Consider the following 18,779-nt stretch of genomic DNA (forward strand, 5'->3'; position numbering starts at 1 on the left):
ATTGGTTGCATTATGTCAGGCTGTTCAGACTTCAGCTTCAAGGAAGATACGGCTGACATCCCCCATCCACGCGCCATAATAACGTTCCAGCCAACGTTCAGCCTGTGTGGGTGCACCAGCTACCAAAGAGGTAAGGGGCGCAAGATAGACCCATTCGGTCTGTCCGCTTTCATCCGTCATATCCCGGCCCTGTAGGCCGTCCATGGCAATGGCAATCATCTGTGCAGCCAGATCACGCACTGTGCCTTCACCCCAAGGCGTATCCAGCCCCATAAGTGGCACAATCTCGCGCAGCTTTACATAGTCTTCCCACGGGTGAGATTTTACGAGTTCCCAAGCAGATTCCAGCGCCGCATCGTCATATAAAACACCCGTCCACAAAGTGGAAAGAGCCAGCATCATTTCTGGTGACCCCGCATCAGCACCACGCATTTCCAGGAACTGCTTGAGCCGCACATCGGGGAAGGCTGTTGTAATGTGGTCTTCAAAATCCCCAATGGTGGGGGTTACATCTTCCAGCCCGTCCTGCCGTTCACCATTCATCCATGCGCGGAAGGAGCGGCCAGCCACGTTGCGCATTTTACCATCACGCATAATGAAATACATGGGCACATCCAGCACCCATTCCACATAGCGTTCAAAGCTGAAGTCATCTTCAAACACGCATGCTGGCATGCCGGAGCGGGCGTTGTCCGTATCTGTCCAGACCTGTGCGCGGTTGGAAAGAATGTTGTTGGGCTTGCCTTCTACAAAAGGAGAATTGGCAAACAGGGCCGTGGCTACCGGTTGCAGCGCCATGGAAACACGCATTTTGCGCACCATGTCCTGCTCAGACCCAAAATCCAGATTCACTTGCACGGTGCAGGTACGCTGCATCATGTCCAAACCCATTGAGCCAACTTTGGGCATGTATTCGCGCATAATGGCGTAGCGGGATTTGGGCATCCACGGCAGTTCTGCTCGTGTGGCAGTGGGGTGAAAGCCCAAGGGCGCAAAGCCTAGCCCCAGTTCACGCGCAATGGGGCGTACGGCATCAAAATGGGCTGTCAGTTCTTCTGCTGTTTCGTGCAGGGTGCGCAAGGGCGCGCCAGAAAGCTCAAACTGCCCAGCAGGCTCAAGGGATATCGCAGCACCAGCGGCATCTCCCCGCCCTTTCAGGCCGATGATGTTGTTATTATCGAGCACAGATGTCCAATCATCCGGCTCAAACTTCTGCAGGCCCTTAAGCAGGGCTTCAATGCCATTGGGGGCATAAGGTGGAGCAGAATAGGCTTTCTGTCCTTCCTTTACGGCTTCTGGGCGCAGAAAGCCGAATTTTTCGTGTTCCGTGCCAATCCGCCATGCGTCACGCGGCTTGCATCCCTGCGCAAGCACTTCGGCCAGCTGTGCAACGGTGCGGGCAGGGGTTTCATCTGATGCGCCGGGGTTGGACATGGGGTATCACAGATCCTTGAAAAACAGAGAAATCGCACTCTGCGCCAGCAAAGCGGAGATATGAAGCGTTATTGTGACAAAACAGCAGCCGAACGCAAGCCGCAGCCTATAAGTGCCAGCCCGGCAGCCACGGCCGTATCAGCCCGTAACACCAATGGGCCTAGGGATATTGGCGTGATGCAAGAATTTTTTAGCATCATCTGGCATTCCCTATCACTTAGGCCCCCTTCAGGGCCAACCAAAAAACCATCCCCGGCATGTGTATCGGGCAGCAGGGAGGGGGTATGAATAGCCCGGTCCTCTCCGCGTTCTATGGCGGCAAACAGCCGGTGCTCCTGTGGCCAGCTTGCCAGAAAATCTGTGAATGCTCGCGGAGACTCTATGTGTGGCACATCAAAGCGCTCACATTGTTCTGTGGCTTCGGTGGCAATGGCATGCAGGCGGTCGGGGTTGATGCGGTGTGTATTGGTGCGTTCGGTGATAAGAGGCACAAAGTGTGTAACACCCAACTCCGTGCCCATACGCAAGACCAAATCTGTGGCATCGCGCTTGAGCAAGGCAAAAGCCAGAACCAAGGCAGGCTGCTGCGTGGGGGCGCGAAGTTGACGTTCCAGCTCAAAAAAGCCTTTGTCCTTCCGGATTTCCGTAATGCGTGCCAGCCATTCCCCACTGTTTGCATTGAAGATGCGCACGTAGTCTCCGGCTTTTTTGCGCAGTACTGTGCCCAGATAGCGGGCCTGATCTGGCGCAATTTGCAGCGTTAGGCCCGTGTGGGCATCTCCCAGTATTTCTGGGGCATTATAAAGGCGCGGAAGGTGCGCGGTGGCATCTGTTACAACCATGGTTACCGGGTCTGTCTGAGCTGAAAGGTGTAAGTGGTTTCCGCTTTGTGGCATAGAACACCAGCCCTTAACACCATATGCCTTTCTGAACAGGATACGTGAACAGCCGTGTCAGTTTCTTCCAGCCATACAGATATCCGCATTACAGGGTGGATTGCCCATCTGCCTCCGGCGTTGCAGGCCTATGCTTTGCTTGCGCGGTTGGATAGGCCAATAGGCACGTGGCTTTTATGGCTGCCGGGCATGTGGGGCATTCTGCTGCCTCAGGGTGTTGCCACTTCCGAACGCATTCGGCTGATTGTGCTGTTTGGCATCGGCAGCCTTGTAATGCGGGCCGCGGGCTGCGTTGTGAATGATATGTGGGACAGGGATATAGACCGGCAGGTGGCGCGCACAGCTGGGCGGCCACTGGCATCTGGCGCGTTGAGCATGAAGCAGGCCACACTATTTTTGGTGCTGCTTTTGCTGGCAGGCTTGGCTGTGCTGGTGCAGTTGAACAGCCTTTCATGGATTTTGGGTGTGTCATCCCTGCTGCTGGTGGCGCTTTACCCATTGGCCAAGCGGTTTACGTGGTGGCCTCAGCTTGTCATGGGGTTTACCTTCGGCTTTGGCGCACCCATGGGATACGCGGCTGCGGCCGGGCATTTATCTTGGGCACAGGCAGCTTTGTATGCGGCAACCATTGTGTGGCAACTGGGGTTTGATACCATTTATGGCTTTCAGGATATGGAAGACGATGCCCGCATTGGTGTGAAATCCACATCTCGCCTTATGGTCGGCCGGGCGCGTGGGTTTATTGGCACCTGTTACGGGCTAATGCTTGTTTTGCTGGCTGTGGCCGCTGTTTTGGCGGGGTCTGGCCCACTTTTTTGGGTGGCTTTGGTGTTGCCTGCCATATTGTTGTGGCAACAGGCCCGTAAGGTAGACCCAACAAGCCCCGCTTTGTGTCTGGCCCAGTTTAGGGCTAATCGAGAAATTGGCTTGGCCGTAGCGCTGGCGCTGGTTGCCGGGTTGATAGCTGTATAAGCCTGCATGCTTCAGATGAAAGAAACCACGTTCATGAAATCCATTTTCCGGGCTGTTCTGCCAGCGGCTATGGGGTTGGTTCTGGCTGGCAGCCAGGCTTATGCACAGGACGATACCGGTGAAACGGCTATTCCCGTAGCATCTTCTTCCGCGCCGGCTGCTGTGGCGCTTTCTGCATCCGATAAAGCATGGTTGAAGCGGATTGAGCAGGCGCTCAACCAGTCCAAAACCTTTCAGGCCCGCATTCAGCAGCTTGATGCAGAAGGAAAACGCACAACCGGCACCGTGTGGATGAAGCGCCCCGGCCAGATGCGCTTGGCGTATGATCCGCCTTCACCGCTGCTGCTGGTAGCCAACGGGGGCAAGGTTGTGTTCCGAGATAACCAGTTGGACCAAACCACGGTTATTCCCATTGAGCGTACACCTCTGGGCCTTCTGCTGCGCCCTCATGTCAGCCTGACAGATGATGTCACGGTAACGGGCTTTCAGCATGATAACGGGCTGGTGCAGGTTACGCTTGTGCGCACATCCTCCCCCGGTGATGGCAGCCTGACACTGGTTTTTTATGAAACGCCAGTTGCTCTGCGGTCATGGAGTGTGCTGGACGCGCAAGGGCGCGAAACCCGCGTAACCTTGTTTGATGTGCATGCGGGTGCAGATATTCCGGCAAGCACTTTTGTTCTGCCTGCCGAGGACAACTAAACTGTGTTGCCAGCAGCTTTTTCCGTGCTTCTTCTGGAAAAAGCTGCCGTGCAGGCCGATATATTCACACAGATTGAGACAGATTGAAGTGAGGCACGCAGGCTATGGCCGCAGAGCGTGAACCCCCGGTAATGGGTGATGATCTTTTTGGGCTTGCTCCCGAGCCATCTCAGGGAAGAAATGCGGACGCACGCAAAAAGCCAGCGCCCACGCAGCCATTGGCGGACCGTCTGCGCCCGCAACGGTTGGAGGATGTGGTAGGGCAGGCGCATCTGCTGGGGCCAGAGGGTGCGCTCACACGTATGTTGGAACGTGGCTCACTTGCCAGTTTGATTCTGTGGGGTGGGCCGGGTGTTGGCAAAACCACTATTGCCCGCCTTCTGGCACAGGCTGCTGGGTTAAAGTTTGTGCAGCTTTCGGCTGTGTTTTCTGGCGTGGCGGATCTGAAAAAAGCATTCGAGAACGCACGCAGGCAGGCAGAAGTGGGTGGCGGTACGCTGCTGTTTGTAGATGAAATCCACCGCTTTAACCGCGCGCAGCAGGATGGCTTTTTGCCGGTGGTAGAAGATGGCACCGTTGTGCTGGTTGGTGCCACAACCGAGAATCCATCCTTTGCGCTCAATTCCGCTTTGCTGTCACGCTGTCAGGTTATGGTGCTTAACCGGCTGGATGATCCGGCTTGTGAAGCCCTGCTGGTGCGGGCGGAGGAAGAAACAGGCAGGCCCTTGCCGCTTACGGAAGATGGGCGTGTCACCCTCCGCGCTATGGCAGATGGTGATGGCCGTTACCTGCTCAACATGGTGGAGCAGCTTTTAAGCCTGAAAACAGAAAAACCGCTGGATGCGCAGGCCCTTTCCCGCCTGTTGGCAAAACGCGCCATTTTGTATGATCGAGATAGGGAAGAGCATTACAATCTGATTTCCGCTCTGCATAAATCCATGCGCGGATCAGACCCGGATGCAGCTCTCTACTGGTTTGCCCGTATGTTGGAAGGTGGGGAAGACCCGCGTTATCTGGCCCGCCGTATGACACGCTTTGCTGCGGAAGACGTGGGCATGGCAGACCCACACGCCCTGCCATTGGCCGTGGCTGCGTGGGAAACGTATGAGCGTTTGGGTTCGCCGGAGGGGGAACTGGCCTTGGCGCAGCTTGTGGTGCATCTGGCCACTGCGCCCAAATCCAACGCAGTTTATAAAGCCTATGGCGCGGCCCGCCGTGCAGCCAAGGCTACAGGCAGCCTGATGCCACCGGCACACATTCTAAATGCCCCCACCAAACTGATGCAGGATATCGGCTACGGTAAGGGCTATCAGTATGACCACGATGCGGAAGAAGGCTTTTCTGGCCAAAACTATTTTCCCGACGGCATGAAGCGCCAGAACTTCTATAATCCAACGGGTAGGGGCTATGAACGGGAGGTTCGTCACAGGCTAGAAACGTGGTCCCGCTTGCGGGATCGGCGTTAGTCGTGAATATCGGCGCATGAGTGTTGTCAATCGTACCGTAAGCGAAGACGAAGCCGGTATTCGTCTGGATCGCTATTTTCGCCGCCATTACCCGCATCTTACGCAGGGGGCGCTTCAAAAACTGTGCCGCACGGGTCAGATTCGTGTTGAGGGCAAAAGGGTAGAAGCCTCCACCCGGTTAGAGCCGGGGCAAACGGTGCGCGTGCCCCCCATACCCATGGCCGCCAAGCCTGCGCGCGATGTGCCGCGCCCACTGGATGAAAAACTGGCGCGTGAAATCCGCAAGATGGTGGTGTATCAGGACAAGCACGTCATTGTCCTTAACAAGCCCGCAGGGCTTGCCGTGCAGGGTGGCCCCGGCATTACCAAGCACGTTGACATGATGCTGGATGGCCTGCGGGAAGAAGATGATCCGCGCCCACGGCTGGTGCACCGGATTGATAAAGATACCTCCGGCCTTCTGCTGCTGGCGCGTACTCCCGGCGTAGCGGCCAAGCTGGCGGCATCTTTCCGTGGTCGGGACGTAAAAAAGATCTACTGGGCTGTTGTGGTTGGGCGGCCTGATCCGCTTTCGGGCGAGATAGATCAGCCATTGGCCCGTTTGGGTGCTGGCCCCGGTTCCATCACCGTGGCAGCTGACCGTAAGGATGCTGATGCACAATCAGCACGGTCTGTTTACGAAGTGCTGGATTCGGCTGCACGCAAGTTTTCTTGGCTGGAACTTTCACCGCTTACTGGCCGCACGCATCAGCTTCGTGTGCATTGCGAATCTTTAGGCACACCTATTTTGGGAGATCCGAAATACGGTGGAGCGGCAGCCCATCCTTCTGGCTTTACAGACAGGCTGCATCTGCATGCCCGTATGCTGGATATGCCACATCCGGCAGGTGGGCGCTTAACTGTAAGTGCCGAATTACCGCCTCATATGCGTGAAACCTTCCGAACTCTTGGGTTTGTGTCGGGCACCACACCGCCACCTTCACGCCGTGGCGGCCAAGGATAAGGACGGTTCAAGTTGAAACAGGAGAAACGCACATGCGTCTGAAATGGAAAATCGGCCTGCTGGCGGGGGCCGCTGTTCTGGCGCTGGGCGGTGGCACAATTATATCTGCCACGCAGGATGCAGACTGGCTGAAAACACGGCTGGCCGATGCAGTGGAAAGCAGCACCGGCCGCCACCTGACCATTGGCCAGTTGCATGTGTGGATTCTGCCTTTTCCGTGGGTGGAAGCAAAGAACGTAAAACTTTCCAGCGTGGCGGAAGATGGTGTGAACATGCTGGATATCGGGCAGGTGCGTGCCCGGCTGGCATTGTTGCCGCTGTTTTCTCATCGCATTGCGTTTGAAGATGTCAGCCTCATCAGCCCACAGGTGCGGTTGCGCCGTTTGGCAGATGGGCGGGCAGATTGGCATTTCACACCGCAAGAACGCCAGAGCAGCAACGGGGGCTCTTCCTCTTCCAGTTCTGGCAAGATGCACTGGAATCTGACGGTTTCAGATCTTTTGCTCACACAGGCGCAGGTCGATTGGGATGATGCGGTGCATCATCGTTCTGGTGCTTTTCAGATTGCCGAAGGCAAGGTGAAAGGGCTTTCGGGGAACGCGCCTGATTTTGATGTAAAGCTGCGTAAAGGAGCTGGGCAGTTAGCGCTTACAGGGCAAACAGGGCCTTTGTTGCCAATGTCCGCCCAGTTGCCAATGCAGCTGAGAATCTCCCTGACTGTGAATGGCCATCCTGCCGGGCTGGCGCATATAGATGGGTCCATTACAGATCCGCAGGGCCAAAAAGTCTATGCGTTGCAGATTGGTGGTTCTGTTGCGCAGCTGCGTGATCTGAATGTCTTTTTCCCACATGCAAATCTCCCAGAAGGTCGGAATGTTTCTGTAGATATGGCTGTTGGCGGGCAGGGCGCGCAGCCTGCACCCCAAAGCCTGCATGTGCGTGCTGAAAATGTGGATGTAGGCGCATGGTTGCCACAGGCCGCATTAACTCGGGTGGTAATAGATACGGCAGGCCCCACAGATCCGGTAACGGCTCAGATTGATGGTCAGGTGGGTGCGCAGGTGTTGAGCCTGCGTGGCACGGTGGGAACAATGCAGCAGTTGGCTGCTGCGCCCGAACACGTTGCACAGCAGATTGTGCCGGTGGATTTAACGCTCACGCAGGGTGAATCCAGCATCCACGGCACAGGCACTCTAAGTGCTGGTGCTTCTGCGCTGGATGTGCATGGCCAGCTCGCGCACGTGGTGCCGGGGGGTGACCTGCCAGCCGCCAATGATCTTAAAGTAGATGGGCACATAGATGTTGCTGATACGGCATCTGTGGTGCGGCACCATGCCGTATCAGATGTGCTGCGTGGCGCACGAGGTGCTATGGATGTGCAAGCGCAGAGCGTAAACTGGCAGGGCGTAACATGGGCGCATGTCAGCACGCATGCCACGCTGCAAAATAGCAGACTGACACTTGAGCCCGTGCAGGCTGAAGGCAATGGTTTCCAGCAAGCTGGCCGTTTGGTGTATGACGTGGCCGGTGCTTTGCCCCAGATTGAATTGGCGGCGCACCCTGTGTTTTTACCCCTGCCTGTTGTTGAGCGCTGGCTTGGCCTTTCTTCCTCGCTTTCCGGCACTGTGCAACTTGTGGGCGCAGTTTCCACGCAAGGGGAAACGCCGGAAGATCGGCGCAATAATCTGGACGGGCACCTTGGGGTTTCGGTTGTGGATGGTAGCATAAGTGGTGCCGCTATTCGCACGCTTCTGGGCCCACAGGTGCCGGTTAAAGGCAAAATGCCCGTAAGGTGCTTTGGCAGCCATATGCAGTTTGCGCAGGGCAATGCCAATATTGATATGCTGGGGCTGGAAACGCCGTTTCTGGTTCTACATGGGCACGGCACGGTGGGGCTGGGCTCTCAGGTGCTGGATATGCACCTGTCTCCGCGCGTGTTGCTGGGTGGGGCTTCGGCTTCTTCCGATGTTGCGGTTACAGGTACATTGTCAGACCCCAAACCGCGTATGGATCCGGCTTATGAAGGCCGGTATGGCATAAGCATTGGCGGAAATGATGGGGAGGGAGATAACTGCCCCTCCATGCTTTCTGCTGCGCGTGAGGGTGTGGCTGGGCCAGATGCACCGCAGAAAAAAGCGGGCAAGGAAGGAAAGGTCATGAACATGTTGCGTGGCTTGGGGCTGTTCCAATGAAAATGGCATCTACCGAACATAATGTTTCTGGCAATGCGCCGGTTGGCCGCAAACGGTTCTGGAAACAGGCAGACGTTGTGCCAGAAGGGCAGGGTTTTGTTGTGCAGCTTGATGGGCGCAGCATCCGTCTGCCACGCAAGACTCCGCTATGCGTCACGTCTCGCGCATTGGCAGATGCGCTGGCGGCAGAATGGCAGGCTGCCGGGCAAAATGCAGATGGTCTTTTTTCACCTGCTGATCTGCCCCTTACAGGTATCGCGGGCTCTATGATCGAGCGTATTCCTGCAGAGCGGGAAGGGGTGTTGCGCAGCCTCTTGGCTTATGCGGGCAGTGATCTGCTGTGTTACCGGGAGCCGGGGGAAGGTAAGCTGGCGCAGGCCCAACGCAAGGAATGGGACCCGTGGCTGGAATGGCTGCGGAAGCAGTATGGGGTTACCCTGCACACATCATCTGGTGTGATGCCAATTGTGCAGCCCGAAGAGTCTTTGCAAAAGCTATATGATGCCATGGAAAAGCTGAATGCGGCGGAATTGGCTGTGCTTGCCGTTTCCGTGCCAGCATTGGGAAGCCTTGTGCTGGGTTTGGCGCTGGTAAACGGCGCTGGTTCTGTAGATGAACTGGTGGCCAGCGCAACGCTGGATGAACGTATGCAAATGGCTGTGTGGGGTGAGGATACGGAAATAACGGACCGTATTGCCGGTATTCAGCGGGAAGTGGCCGATGCAGCTCGTTTTCTGCAATTGGCGTGCACGCCTGCGGTTTGATGTCAACCCGCATCCCCAAGCATTTATATGCGGCGTTACTCTTGGCAAGTTTGGAATCTTCCCCAAGTATGAAGCAGCTCAAGCTTTAAGGAGCATAGACATTATGAAAATCAAAAAGACCCTTCTGGCAGCAATTGTGGCTGCAGGTGTTTCTGTTGCAGGCGTTAGCGCACATGCAGAACCCGGTAATGGATTTAATGGAAACGGTTTTGGCCCCGGCATTCCGGGTGCAGGGCTGAATGCTCTGGACGGCATTGATCTTACCAAAAAGCAGCGCAAGCAGATTCAGACCATTCTGCAGGAAGCCCACCGTCAGGATCAGACGCAGGATCTCCGTGGTGATTTCGACAAAATCCACCGCCAGATTGAAGACGCGCTGACATCCCCCGGCCCGGTGGACAAAGACAAGGTTGCAACACTGCAGCAGGAAATGGCTACCCTGCGCGCCCAGCGTGAATCCCAGCATCTGGAAACGGCTTCCCGCATCCATGATGTGCTGACGGCTGATCAGTTGGCTCAGATTCATGCACGTCAGGTTAAGATTCATGATCTGCTGGACCAGCTTCATGCTGTTGAACATCCTGCTCCGGCAGCCGATGCAGATAAATCTGGCAAGTAAACCGCCAGAAGGTTCTTGACTCTCGCAGGGGTATCCCGTAACCCCTGCAACAAATCAGGCCCGCCACTCCGCGAGTGTTCGCGCAGTGGCGCGTCTTGTTATGGGGTGTGATACTTTTGTTCGAAGCTCTTTCAGGCAAGCTTTCCGGCGTTTTTGATGGCCTCGCTAAACAGGGGGCGCTGTCTGAAGCCGATGTTCTGGAGGCAATGCGGGAAGTCCGTCTGGCCATGCTGGATGCTGACGTTGCGCTGCCTGTTGTTAAAGACTTCGTTAATAAAGTTAAGGAACGAGCCGTTGGGCATGAAGTGCTGGAAAGCATTTCTCCCGGTCAGGCTGTCGCTAAAATCGTCAATGATGCTCTTATTGATGCTCTTGGCGGTGCCGGTGCTGTTCCCCTTAATCTAAATTCCACCCCACCTGTTCCTGTTCTGATGGTTGGTTTGCAGGGGTCTGGTAAAACCACCACCTCTGGTAAGCTGGCCCTGCGCCTTAAAACGCGTGAACGTAAAAAGGTTCTGCTCGCTTCTCTGGATACGCAGCGCCCTGCAGCTCAGTTGCAGCTCGCGCAGTTGGCAGAGCAGGTTGGCGTTACATCCCTGCCGATTGTGGCTGGGCAGACGCCTGTAGAAATTGCCAAGCGTGCCCTCGATACAGGGCGGCGCGAAGGTTATGATGTCGTTATCCTCGATACCGCCGGTCGTCTTTCTATAGACGAAGCGTTGATGGACGAGGTGCGGCAGATTCGTGATGTCACACATCCGGCAGAAACCCTGCTGATTGTAGATGCCATGACCGGGCAGGACGCCGTAAATACCGCCAAGGCCTTTAATGAGGCTGTAGGTGTGACCGGTGTTGTCATGACCCGGATGGACGGTGATTCCCGCGGTGGTGCAGCGCTTTCCATGCGCGCCATTACCGGTGCTCCCATCAAGCTGATTGGTACGGCTGAAAAGCTGGACGGGCTGGATGAATTTTATCCAGAACGTGTGGCCGGCCGTATTCTTGGCTTGGGTGATATTGCCGGGCTTGTTGAAAAAGCCGCCGATACGCTTGATCAGGAAGAAGGTGAACGCCTCGCCCAGAAGATGATGGCGGGCAAGTTCGATCTGGATGACTACGCATCCCAGATCCGCCAGATCAACAAGTTGGGCTCCATTTCCGGTATTCTGGGCATGCTTCCGGGTATGGGTAAAGTTAAGGAAGCTTTGGGGGATAAGGATCTTGATACCTCTATCCTGAAAAAGCACCTTGCCATTATTTCTTCCATGACCAAGGCAGAGCGTAAAAACCCTGCCATTATCAAGGCATCGCGCAAAAAGCGTATTGCTGCCGGGTCTGGATCTACAGTTCAGGATGTTAACAAGCTGCTCAAGCAGTTTGATATGATGTCCTCCATGATGAAGCGCTTCAACAAACTGGGCTTGAAAGGTCTCATGCGCCAGGGAATGTCCGCGCTCATGCCGAAAGGAATGGGAGGGGGAGGGCCGCCGGGTGGACCTGGTGGCAATCCTTTCCGCTAAGGCGGTCTATTTCTAGAAGCAGTTTTTCGGGTTTTTTATTTTTGGGTCTGGAGTAACTCCGAATGAGTCTTAAAATTCGTCTTGCCCGCGCAGGTGCCAAGAAGCGTCCGTACTACCACATCGTTGTGGCAGATAGCCGCAGCCCGCGTGATGGCCGTTTCATTGAAAAGGTTGGCGCCTACAACCCAATGCTGCCGTCTGATCACGCTGAACGCGTGCGTCTGACAGAAGAACGCATCAAGCATTGGCTGTCTGAAGGCGCTCAGCCGACAGATCGCGTGGCTCGCTTCCTTGGTAACGCAGGTCTGGCATCTAAGCCCGCTTATCGTGAACAGCCTAAAAAGTCTGCTCCGAAAAAGAAGGCGCAGGAACGCGCTGCTGAAGCTGCTAAAGCTGCTGCTGTCTAAAGCCTGAAACCATCATGTGCTCAAACCTCATTCTGATGGGCGTTGTTGGTAAACCGCATGGTGTGCGCGGCCTTGTGCGTGTGCGTGCTTATGCGGAAAACCCGCAAACGCTGGAGCAGTGTGGGGCATTGCAGGACGATCAGGGCCGTAAATGGTTCCTGAGTTGGCGTGGGGCGGATAGCGTAGCCGAATTGCGGGATGCCAATGGCGCTCCGCTGGCTGACCGTGATGCCGCGCAGGCGTTGGTGAATATCCGCCTGTATGTGCCGCGCGCAGCTTTGCCGGAACCTGAGGAAGAAGAATTCTACCATGCTGATTTAATTGGCATGGAAGCTTTCGAAAACGGTCTTTCTCTTGGTCGTGTTGTGATGGTGCATGATTATGGAGCTGGCGCCAGTCTGGAACTGAGTGATGGTTCCCTTGTTCCGTTTACTCAGGCCTGTGTGCCTGAGGTGCATCTGAAACAACGGACAATCACTGTGGTGCGCCCCGAAGAAGTTTCGGGCGAAGAAGGACGCGGCGTTGGTAAACGGCAGAAAACAGAGGTGCAGCCATGAACTGGCAGGCCACTGTGCTCACGCTGTTTCCTGAAATGTTTCCGGGCCCACTGGGGCTTTCCCTTGCAGGGCGAGCACTGGAAAAAGGCTTGTGGACATGTCGGACGGAAGATCTGCGGCAGCATGGTCTGGGTCGGCATCGTGCAGTAGATGATACACCATTTGGTGGTGGTGCAGGTATGGTTATCCGCCCGGATGTGGTGGATGCCGCCTTTGCTGCCTCTCAGGCGCCAGCAGATGTGCCGCGTGTGTATCTTACACCACGTGGGCGGCCATTAACGCAGCAGGATGTGCGGCGTTATGCGGCTGGTTCTGGGGTGTTGTTGCTGTGTGGTCGGTTTGAAGGTGTGGACGAACGTGTGCTGCAAGCGCATGACGTTGAGCAGGTATCCATCGGAGATTACATTCTCTCGGGTGGGGAAACTGCCGCACTGGTGTTGCTGGATGCGTGTGTGCGCCTGCTACCCGGCGTGATGGGGTGTGAGGAAAGTGGCGTAGAGGAAAGTTTTTCCGAAGGGCTGCTTGAATACCCGCATTATACCCGTCCTGCCGAGTGGGAAGGGCGCGCTGTGCCGGAAATCCTGCTTTCGGGCAATCATGCCGCCATCGCGGCCTGGAGGCAGAAGCAGGCAGAAGAAATAACGCGGGAAAGAAGGCCGGATCTGTGGTCTGCCTGGCTGGCTCGCAAGGAAAGAAACATGGCTGAAGCTGTGGGCGGGGCCGCACAGACAGACCATTTTGGGGTTTGAGGAAGGATACCGACATGAACATCATTCAGCAGTATGAAGCTGCAGAAATTAAGCGTCTGACAGCAGAGCGCGCAGTTCCGGAATTCGAAGCCGGTGATACGGTGCGCGTTTCCGTTAAGGTGCAGGAAGGTGAACGTACCCGTCTGCAGGCTTTTGAAGGCGTTGTGATTGCCCGTTCCAACAAGGGCCTGAACAGCAACTTCACCGTGCGCAAGATTTCCAATGGTGAAGGTGTGGAACGTGTGTTCCCGCTGTACGCACCTACGGTTGCAGAAATCAAGGTTGTGCGTCGTGGTAAAGTGCGTCGTGCAAAGCTGTACTACCTGCGCGGCCGTAGCGGTAAGTCTGCTCGTATTGCAGAACGCCCGCGTGAAGTGGTTGCTCCGGCAGCCAGCTAAAACCATATAACCGTTCACATCGGTCTGATATGGTTTTTAAAACCCGGCTGGCCTATGTCAGTCGGGTCTTTTTGATATATTAGGCATACCGCAACAGCATTGGCCCAATAGGTGAGCTGATGCACGTAGCGTAAGAAATATAAAGGAGGAGGGCATGGGCCCGCGTACGTTGTTCGACAAGATCTGGGATGATCACGTCGTTGAAACTCTGCCGGACGGCACCTCTATTCTTTATATCGACCGGCACCTTGTGCACGAAGTCACCAGCCCGCAGGCTTTTGAAGGCTTGCGTCTGGCAGGGCGTAAACTGCGCCACCCGGAAAAGACTGTGGCTGTGGTTGACCACAACGTGCCAACGTCTGACCGCACTCAGCCGATTGAAGAAGCCGATAGCCGCAACCAGATTGAAACGCTGGAACGCAACGTTAAGGAATTCGGGGTTCCGTATTTCCCGCTGCTTTCTGCCAATCAGGGCATTGTGCACGTTGTCGGGCCAGAGCAGGGGATTTCTCTGCCAGGTATGACCATTGTGTGTGGGGATTCCCATACCTCTACGCATGGTGCGCTGGGTTCGCTGGCTTTTGGTATTGGTACGTCGGAAGTCGAGCATGTGATGGCCACGCAGACTATTCTGCAGCGTCCGGCTAAAAACATGCGCGTTACAGTTGATGGCACGCTTGGTGCTGGCGTTTCTGCCAAAGATATCATGCTGGCTATTATCGGGCATATCGGCACGGCTGGTGGCACAGGGCATGTAATCGAATTTGCAGGTTCCGCCATTCGTGGGCTGGACATGGCAGGGCGTATGACGCTGTGCAACATGGCCATTGAAGCCGGTGCGCGCGCAGGTATGGTTGCGCCAGATGAAACCACGTTTGAATATGTGCGTGGCCGTCCGTTTGCCCCCAAGGGTGAAGAGTTTGACAAGGCTGTTGCCTATTGGAAAACGCTGGCTTCTGATGAAGGTGCGCATTTCGATAAGGAAGTGACGCTGCGGGCAGAAGATATCAGCCCCAGCCTGACATGGGGCACAAGCCCGGAAACAGTGCTGCCCATTACGGCCACCGTACCTAACCCTGCTGATGAAGCTGATGAAGCCAAGCGCACCCAGATGCAGCGTATGCTGGACTACATGGGGCTGGAAGCCGGGCAGAAAATTGCTGGCACACCAGTTGATGTGGTTTTCATTGGCTCTTGCACCAACAGCCGTATTGAAGATTTGCGTGCCGCAGCGCAGATAGCCGCTGGCCGCAAGGTGGCTGAAGGCGTGCGCGCCATGATTGTGCCGGGTTCGGGCAATGTAAAGCGGCAGGCAGAAGAAGAAGGGCTGGACCAGATTTTTCTGGATGCAGGTTTTGAATGGCGTGAGGCCGGGTGCTCTATGTGCCTTGGTATGAACCCAGATCGGCTAACACCGGGCCAGCGTTGCGCTTCTACATCCAACCGTAATTTTGAAGGACGTCAGGGGCCGGGCGGTCGCACACATCTGCTGTCTCCTGCCATGGCCGCGGCTGCTGCTGTGACGGGGTGCCTGACTGATGTAAGGGAGCTGGCATAATGGAAAAGTTTACAACTCTGTCGGCCATTGCGGCAGCTCTGCCAGAAGCCAACATTGATACAGACAAAATTATTCCGGCTCGGTTTTTGAAAACCACGCAGCGCACCGGGTTGGGTAAAAATGCCTTTGATGCCATGCGTTATCTGCCAGATGGTAAAGAAAACCCGGATTTTGTGCTGAACAAGGAACCGTGGCGTAAAGCTGAAATCCTGATTACCTATGACAATCTGGGTTGCGGTTCTTCGCGTGAGCATGCGCCTTGGGCACTGCTGGATTTTGGTATTCGGTGCGTGATTGCACCTTCCTTTGCAGATATCTTCTTCAATAACTGCTTCAAAAACGGCATTTTGCCGATCCGCCTGCCGCGTGAAATTTGCGATCAGCTGATGGCAGATGCCAGCATGGGCAGCAATGCCCGCCTTACGGTTGATCTGCCCCGGCAGGTTATTGTGCGGCCAGATGGGCAGGAAGTGCCTTTTGAAATCGACCCGTTCCGCAAGCATCTGCTGCTGGAAGGGCTGGATGATATTGGCCAGACGCTTCAGCACGAAACAAATATCGAAGGGTATGAAAACCGGGAAAACCGGGAAAAACCCTGGATGCCTTCCATTCATATTGATTGATTATTCTGGAGCTGCATGATGACTGCACAGAACACAGCCATAAAACTTCTTGTTCTGCCGGGTGACGGTATTGGCCCCGAAATCATGCGGGAAGTCCGGCGTGTTATTGACTGGCTGGAAAGCCGTCGTGGCCTGTCCTTCGATATTACGGAAGATGTGGTTGGTGGTGCTTCTCTGGCAGAATACGGCGAGCCTATCCGTGATGAAGTGATCGAGAAGGCATGGGCTGCGGATGCAGTGCTGTTTGGCTCGGTTGGTGATCCAAAGTGGGCGCATGTCGGGTTTGAAAAGCGCCCGGAAGTGGCCATTCTCAAGCTGCGGCAGGAACTGGGGCTGTTTGCCAACCTGCGCCCGGCCAAAGTGTTTGATGCACTGGTAGATGCCAGCACGCTTAAGCCGGATGTGGGGCGTGGGCTGGATATCATGATCGTGCGTGAAACGGTGGGGGGTATCTATTTTGGTAACCCACGTGGCATTGAAACCCTGCCAGATGGCAGCAAGCGGGGCATCAACACAGAAGTTTACACTACGTCTGAAATTGAGCGTGTAGCGCGTGTGGCGTTTGATCTGGCACGCAAGCGGTCTAATCGTGTGTGTTCTGTTGAAAAATGCAATGTCATGGAAAGTGGCCTTCTGTGGAAGGAAGTGGTGACAGATGTGCATGCCAAAGAATTCCCGGATGTAGAACTCTCTCACATGCTGGCCGATAACTGCGCCATGCAGATGGTGCGTAACCCGCGCCAGTTTGATGTGATTGTGACCGGCAACCTGTTTGGTGATCTGCTGTCTGATCTTGCATCTATGCTGACAGGCAGCTTGGGTATGCTGCCTTCTGCAACGCTGGGTGCTGTGCGCGAAAATGGCAAATTCCCTGCGCTGTATGAGCCCATTCATGGCAGTGCGCCGGATATTGCCGGGCAGGGCATTGCAAACCCCATTGCGCAGATTCTGTCTTTTGCCATGTTGCTCCGTTACTCTCTGAACAAGCAGGAAGAAGCCAACATGATTGAGCAGGCGGTTTCCAACGTGCTGGAAAGCGGTTTGCGCACGGCAGATATCATGAGCGAAGGCATGGCGCGCGTTGGCACATCCGTGATGGGTGAAGCCATTGTGCGGGAGCTGGATAAGCTCCAGAAGTAACGCTCTTAATAAGCAGCAAGTTAAAAGGCCGTCCCACTTTTAGGTGGGGCGGCTTTTTTTTATGGGCGGCAAGCTATGGAAACATAGCAGACACAAAAAAGGCCGGAACATCCATAGGATGCCGGCCTTTTTTGGATAGAAGGATGGAAAGGCTTAGAAGCCTTCGCGTTCCAGACGCTTGCGTTCCATCTTACGAGCACGGCGCACGGCTTCTGCCGCTTCACGGGCCTTGCGCTCAGACGGCTTTTCGTAGTGCCGACGCAGCTTCATTTCACGGAAGATGCCTTCACGCTGCATTTTCTTCTTGAGCGCTTTAAGAGCCTGATCGACATTGTTGTCACGGACGAGAACGTGCACTTGGTCTCTAACCCCTGTTTCAGAAAAATCCGGGCAACCCGGCTTTTTGTAGATTATCACGGAACCGGAACCGTCGCAGCCTTGCGGGGCGCCGATTCCTTTGTTGGCGGCCTCTATAACACGGCCTTTAGACAAGATACAATTTGTTCTTTCGTGTTTAAAATGCACTTCTGTGTGCTTTTATTGTGCAACCTCCACAGAAATGGGGTGAAAAATGGCAGTTCTTGCAATAGCCCGCATGGGGCACCCGGTTTTAAGGCAGCCCGCGCAGGAGGTGCCAGACCCCACAGCGCCAGATATTGCGCGCCTGATAGCGGATATGCGTGAAACTCTGGAAGAAAGCGGTGGGGTAGGGTTGGCTGCCCCGCAGGTGTTTGTTTCCCAAAGGCTTTTTATTTACAGCGTGCCACTCGCGCGCAGTGAAGGGGAGGATGATCCACCTTTGCCTGTGCAGGCTTTGATCAACCCGGTTTTAAAACCGGTTGATGATGAAAAAATACTACGGGCTGAAGGTTGCCTTTCCTTGCCCGACCTGCGGGGGGAAGTGCCGCGCTACAAGCGGATATGGTATGCCGGGTTTGATCAGCACGGACAAAAGGTGGAAGGCATGGCCACAGGGTTTCGGGCGCATGTCATGCAGCATGAAATGGATCATCTGGATGGAATCCTCTATCCCATGCGGATGACGGATATGAGCAAATTTGGGTTTGCAAAAGAAATCACACGGTATGGGGCGTAGGGCATGAGCACGGGTGCAGGTAAGATAAGTCAGGCTATCTCATTGGCAGTGGCAACTTTGGCTGCTGGCATTATGCCTGCGCCTTTGGAGCGTGATCCAGCGCGGGATGAGATCCTGCGCAAGATGGCTGCCGTAGCCGGAGAGCGTGGATGGGGCATGGATGTGCTGCTGCAAGTGGCAGGTCCAGATGCGGATCTGCTGTTTCCCGGTGGCAGTGCCGAGCTTGTGGAAGCATGGTTCGACCTATGTGACAGAGATATGCTGGAAGCCATGTGGGATACGGAAGAGGCACCTCGCTTAAGCCAGCGTGTGCGCCAGGCGCTACTGTATCGGCTTCCGGTGGATGAGGCCGTTCGTTCAGCTACACGTAAAGGCCTCTCCGTTCTGCTGGCCCCGTGTGAGGCAAAAGCACTGCGCCGGAGCATGATGCGCACTATCAATGCCATCTGGCAGGCTGCACAGGATGACTCCTCGGGGCTAACTTACGTAACCAAACGCCTCAGCTTGGGCGGTGTCTATGCCTCTGTGCTGCTGTACTGGCTGGCGCGCGGTGATAATGAAGCCGCTTTGGCAGCTTTTGTTGATAGGCGTCTGGCAGATGTTCTGCGCATTGGGCGCATTAAAGCCCGTATGGGTGGTTTTCCCTTTATGGCGCGGGCCTAAGAGCCTTTTGCGGGAGGCCT

20 protein-coding genes are annotated in these 18,779 nt (G+C 55.4%); 17 read left to right on the forward strand and 3 right to left on the reverse strand.

Going from position 1 to position 18,779, the window contains the following annotated elements; genetic code table 11:
- Positions 1–24: 24 nt before the first annotated feature.
- Both ABNV41_RS02890 and ABNV41_RS02895 read right to left on the reverse strand, forming a co-directional pair.
- Positions 25–1,434: a glutamate--cysteine ligase gene (locus tag ABNV41_RS02890; RefSeq protein WP_003629613.1), complete on the reverse strand. Its 1,410-nt coding sequence runs from the start codon at positions 1,432–1,434 to the stop codon at positions 25–27.
- Positions 1,435–1,502: 68 nt separating this feature from the next.
- Positions 1,503–2,330: a 16S rRNA (uracil(1498)-N(3))-methyltransferase gene (locus ABNV41_RS02895; protein ID WP_050820128.1), complete on the reverse strand. Its 828-nt coding sequence runs from the start codon at positions 2,328–2,330 to the stop codon at positions 1,503–1,505.
- 54 nt (positions 2,331–2,384) lie between these two features.
- Here ABNV41_RS02895 and ubiA point away from each other — a divergent pair, with 54 nt between their 5' ends.
- The 15 genes from ubiA (at position 2,385) to leuB (ending at position 17,000) form a co-directional block, all read left to right on the forward strand.
- Positions 2,385–3,302: a 4-hydroxybenzoate octaprenyltransferase gene (gene ubiA / locus ABNV41_RS02900; RefSeq protein ID WP_050820127.1), complete on the forward strand. Its 918-nt coding sequence runs from the start codon at positions 2,385–2,387 to the stop codon at positions 3,300–3,302.
- Between the two features lie 6 nt (positions 3,303–3,308).
- Positions 3,309–4,004, forward strand: coding sequence for an outer membrane lipoprotein carrier protein LolA (locus ABNV41_RS02905; protein WP_003629618.1), 696 nt, complete (start codon positions 3,309–3,311; stop codon positions 4,002–4,004).
- Positions 4,005–4,108: 104 nt separating this feature from the next.
- Positions 4,109–5,470 carry a replication-associated recombination protein A gene (locus ABNV41_RS02910; RefSeq protein ID WP_050820126.1) on the forward strand — a complete coding sequence of 454 codons (1,362 nt, stop codon included), beginning with the start codon at positions 4,109–4,111 and terminating at the stop codon, positions 5,468–5,470.
- 16 nt (positions 5,471–5,486) lie between these two features.
- The gene (locus ABNV41_RS02915; RefSeq protein ID WP_349934972.1) at positions 5,487–6,473 is read left to right on the forward strand and encodes an RluA family pseudouridine synthase; all 987 of its coding nucleotides are present in this window, start codon (positions 5,487–5,489) and stop codon (positions 6,471–6,473) included.
- Between the two features lie 32 nt (positions 6,474–6,505).
- Entirely contained in the window at positions 6,506–8,665 is a 2,160-nt protein-coding gene (locus ABNV41_RS02920; RefSeq protein WP_050820124.1) for an AsmA family protein, read from the forward strand.
- Positions 8,662–9,429 carry an ATP12 family chaperone protein gene (locus ABNV41_RS02925; protein WP_050820123.1) on the forward strand — a complete coding sequence of 256 codons (768 nt, stop codon included), beginning with the start codon at positions 8,662–8,664 and terminating at the stop codon, positions 9,427–9,429. The genes ABNV41_RS02920 and ABNV41_RS02925 overlap by 4 nt, the downstream gene beginning before the upstream one ends.
- 103 nt (positions 9,430–9,532) lie before the next feature.
- Positions 9,533–10,048, forward strand: a complete 516-nt coding sequence (locus tag ABNV41_RS02930; protein ID WP_050820122.1) for a Spy/CpxP family protein refolding chaperone — start codon at positions 9,533–9,535, stop codon at positions 10,046–10,048.
- Positions 10,049–10,164: 116 nt separating this feature from the next.
- Positions 10,165–11,568, forward strand: a complete 1,404-nt coding sequence (gene ffh, locus ABNV41_RS02935) for a signal recognition particle protein (RefSeq protein ID WP_050820431.1) — start codon at positions 10,165–10,167, stop codon at positions 11,566–11,568.
- A gap of 62 nt (positions 11,569–11,630) precedes the next feature.
- Positions 11,631–11,975: a 30S ribosomal protein S16 gene (gene rpsP / locus ABNV41_RS02940; protein ID WP_349934973.1), complete on the forward strand. Its 345-nt coding sequence runs from the start codon at positions 11,631–11,633 to the stop codon at positions 11,973–11,975.
- Positions 11,976–11,989: 14 nt separating this feature from the next.
- The gene (rimM, locus tag ABNV41_RS02945; protein WP_050820120.1) at positions 11,990–12,532 is read left to right on the forward strand and encodes a ribosome maturation factor RimM; all 543 of its coding nucleotides are present in this window, start codon (positions 11,990–11,992) and stop codon (positions 12,530–12,532) included.
- The gene (gene trmD / locus ABNV41_RS02950) at positions 12,529–13,281 is read left to right on the forward strand and encodes a tRNA (guanosine(37)-N1)-methyltransferase TrmD (RefSeq protein ID WP_003623954.1); all 753 of its coding nucleotides are present in this window, start codon (positions 12,529–12,531) and stop codon (positions 13,279–13,281) included. The genes rimM and trmD overlap by 4 nt, the downstream gene beginning before the upstream one ends.
- Positions 13,282–13,295: 14 nt before the next feature.
- Positions 13,296–13,679 (forward strand): 50S ribosomal protein L19, encoded by a 384-nt coding sequence (gene rplS, locus ABNV41_RS02955; RefSeq protein WP_003623953.1) that lies wholly within the window; start codon positions 13,296–13,298, stop codon positions 13,677–13,679.
- 154 nt (positions 13,680–13,833) lie between these two features.
- Positions 13,834–15,237, forward strand: a complete 1,404-nt coding sequence (leuC, locus tag ABNV41_RS02960) for a 3-isopropylmalate dehydratase large subunit (protein WP_050820119.1) — start codon at positions 13,834–13,836, stop codon at positions 15,235–15,237.
- A complete protein-coding gene (leuD, locus tag ABNV41_RS02965; protein WP_050820118.1) occupies positions 15,237–15,860 on the forward strand; it encodes a 3-isopropylmalate dehydratase small subunit in 624 nt (207 codons plus the stop codon). The genes leuC and leuD overlap by 1 nt, the downstream gene beginning before the upstream one ends.
- Before the next feature lie 15 nt (positions 15,861–15,875).
- A complete protein-coding gene (gene leuB / locus ABNV41_RS02970; protein WP_349934974.1) occupies positions 15,876–17,000 on the forward strand; it encodes a 3-isopropylmalate dehydrogenase in 1,125 nt (374 codons plus the stop codon).
- A gap of 153 nt (positions 17,001–17,153) precedes the next feature.
- On the opposite strand, the gene rpsU is transcribed toward leuB, so the two are convergent.
- Entirely contained in the window at positions 17,154–17,357 is a 204-nt protein-coding gene (gene rpsU / locus ABNV41_RS02975; protein ID WP_019088333.1) for a 30S ribosomal protein S21, read from the reverse strand.
- 214 nt (positions 17,358–17,571) lie between these two features.
- On the opposite strand from rpsU, the gene def reads away from it, so the two are divergent.
- On the forward strand, positions 17,572–18,096 hold the full coding sequence (gene def / locus ABNV41_RS02980; protein ID WP_087651943.1) for a peptide deformylase: 525 nt from the start codon (positions 17,572–17,574) through the stop codon (positions 18,094–18,096).
- A gap of 3 nt (positions 18,097–18,099) precedes the next feature.
- Positions 18,100–18,759, forward strand: a complete 660-nt coding sequence (locus ABNV41_RS02985; RefSeq protein ID WP_087651944.1) for a rpsU-divergently transcribed protein — start codon at positions 18,100–18,102, stop codon at positions 18,757–18,759.
- The last annotated feature ends 20 nt before the right edge of the window (positions 18,760–18,779 follow it).

This window comes from Acetobacter sp. A11-2 (genome assembly GCF_040208445.1).
GTDB lineage: Bacteria > Pseudomonadota > Alphaproteobacteria > Acetobacterales > Acetobacteraceae > Acetobacter > Acetobacter oryzoeni.

Coding starts and splice junctions, on each gene's coding strand:
- ABNV41_RS02920 (WP_050820124.1), top strand. CDS start 6,506: ATGCGTCTGAAATGGAAAATCGGCCTGCTGGCGGGGGCCGCTGTTCTG.
- ABNV41_RS02895 (WP_050820128.1), bottom strand. CDS start 2,330: ATGCCACAAAGCGGAAACCACTTACACCTTTCAGCTCAGACAGACCCG.
- ABNV41_RS02905 (WP_003629618.1), top strand. CDS start 3,309: ATGCTTCAGATGAAAGAAACCACGTTCATGAAATCCATTTTCCGGGCT.
- rimM (WP_050820120.1), top strand. CDS start 11,990: ATGTGCTCAAACCTCATTCTGATGGGCGTTGTTGGTAAACCGCATGGT.
- rplS (WP_003623953.1), top strand. CDS start 13,296: ATGAACATCATTCAGCAGTATGAAGCTGCAGAAATTAAGCGTCTGACA.
- ABNV41_RS02910 (WP_050820126.1), top strand. CDS start 4,109: ATGGCCGCAGAGCGTGAACCCCCGGTAATGGGTGATGATCTTTTTGGG.
- ABNV41_RS02890 (WP_003629613.1), bottom strand. CDS start 1,434: ATGTCCAACCCCGGCGCATCAGATGAAACCCCTGCCCGCACCGTTGCA.
- leuD (WP_050820118.1), top strand. CDS start 15,237: ATGGAAAAGTTTACAACTCTGTCGGCCATTGCGGCAGCTCTGCCAGAA.
- ABNV41_RS02925 (WP_050820123.1), top strand. CDS start 8,662: ATGAAAATGGCATCTACCGAACATAATGTTTCTGGCAATGCGCCGGTT.
- ABNV41_RS02985 (WP_087651944.1), top strand. CDS start 18,100: ATGAGCACGGGTGCAGGTAAGATAAGTCAGGCTATCTCATTGGCAGTG.
- def (WP_087651943.1), top strand. CDS start 17,572: ATGGCAGTTCTTGCAATAGCCCGCATGGGGCACCCGGTTTTAAGGCAG.
- ABNV41_RS02915 (WP_349934972.1), top strand. CDS start 5,487: ATGAGTGTTGTCAATCGTACCGTAAGCGAAGACGAAGCCGGTATTCGT.
- trmD (WP_003623954.1), top strand. CDS start 12,529: ATGAACTGGCAGGCCACTGTGCTCACGCTGTTTCCTGAAATGTTTCCG.
- ABNV41_RS02930 (WP_050820122.1), top strand. CDS start 9,533: ATGAAAATCAAAAAGACCCTTCTGGCAGCAATTGTGGCTGCAGGTGTT.
- rpsP (WP_349934973.1), top strand. CDS start 11,631: ATGAGTCTTAAAATTCGTCTTGCCCGCGCAGGTGCCAAGAAGCGTCCG.
- leuC (WP_050820119.1), top strand. CDS start 13,834: ATGGGCCCGCGTACGTTGTTCGACAAGATCTGGGATGATCACGTCGTT.
- leuB (WP_349934974.1), top strand. CDS start 15,876: ATGATGACTGCACAGAACACAGCCATAAAACTTCTTGTTCTGCCGGGT.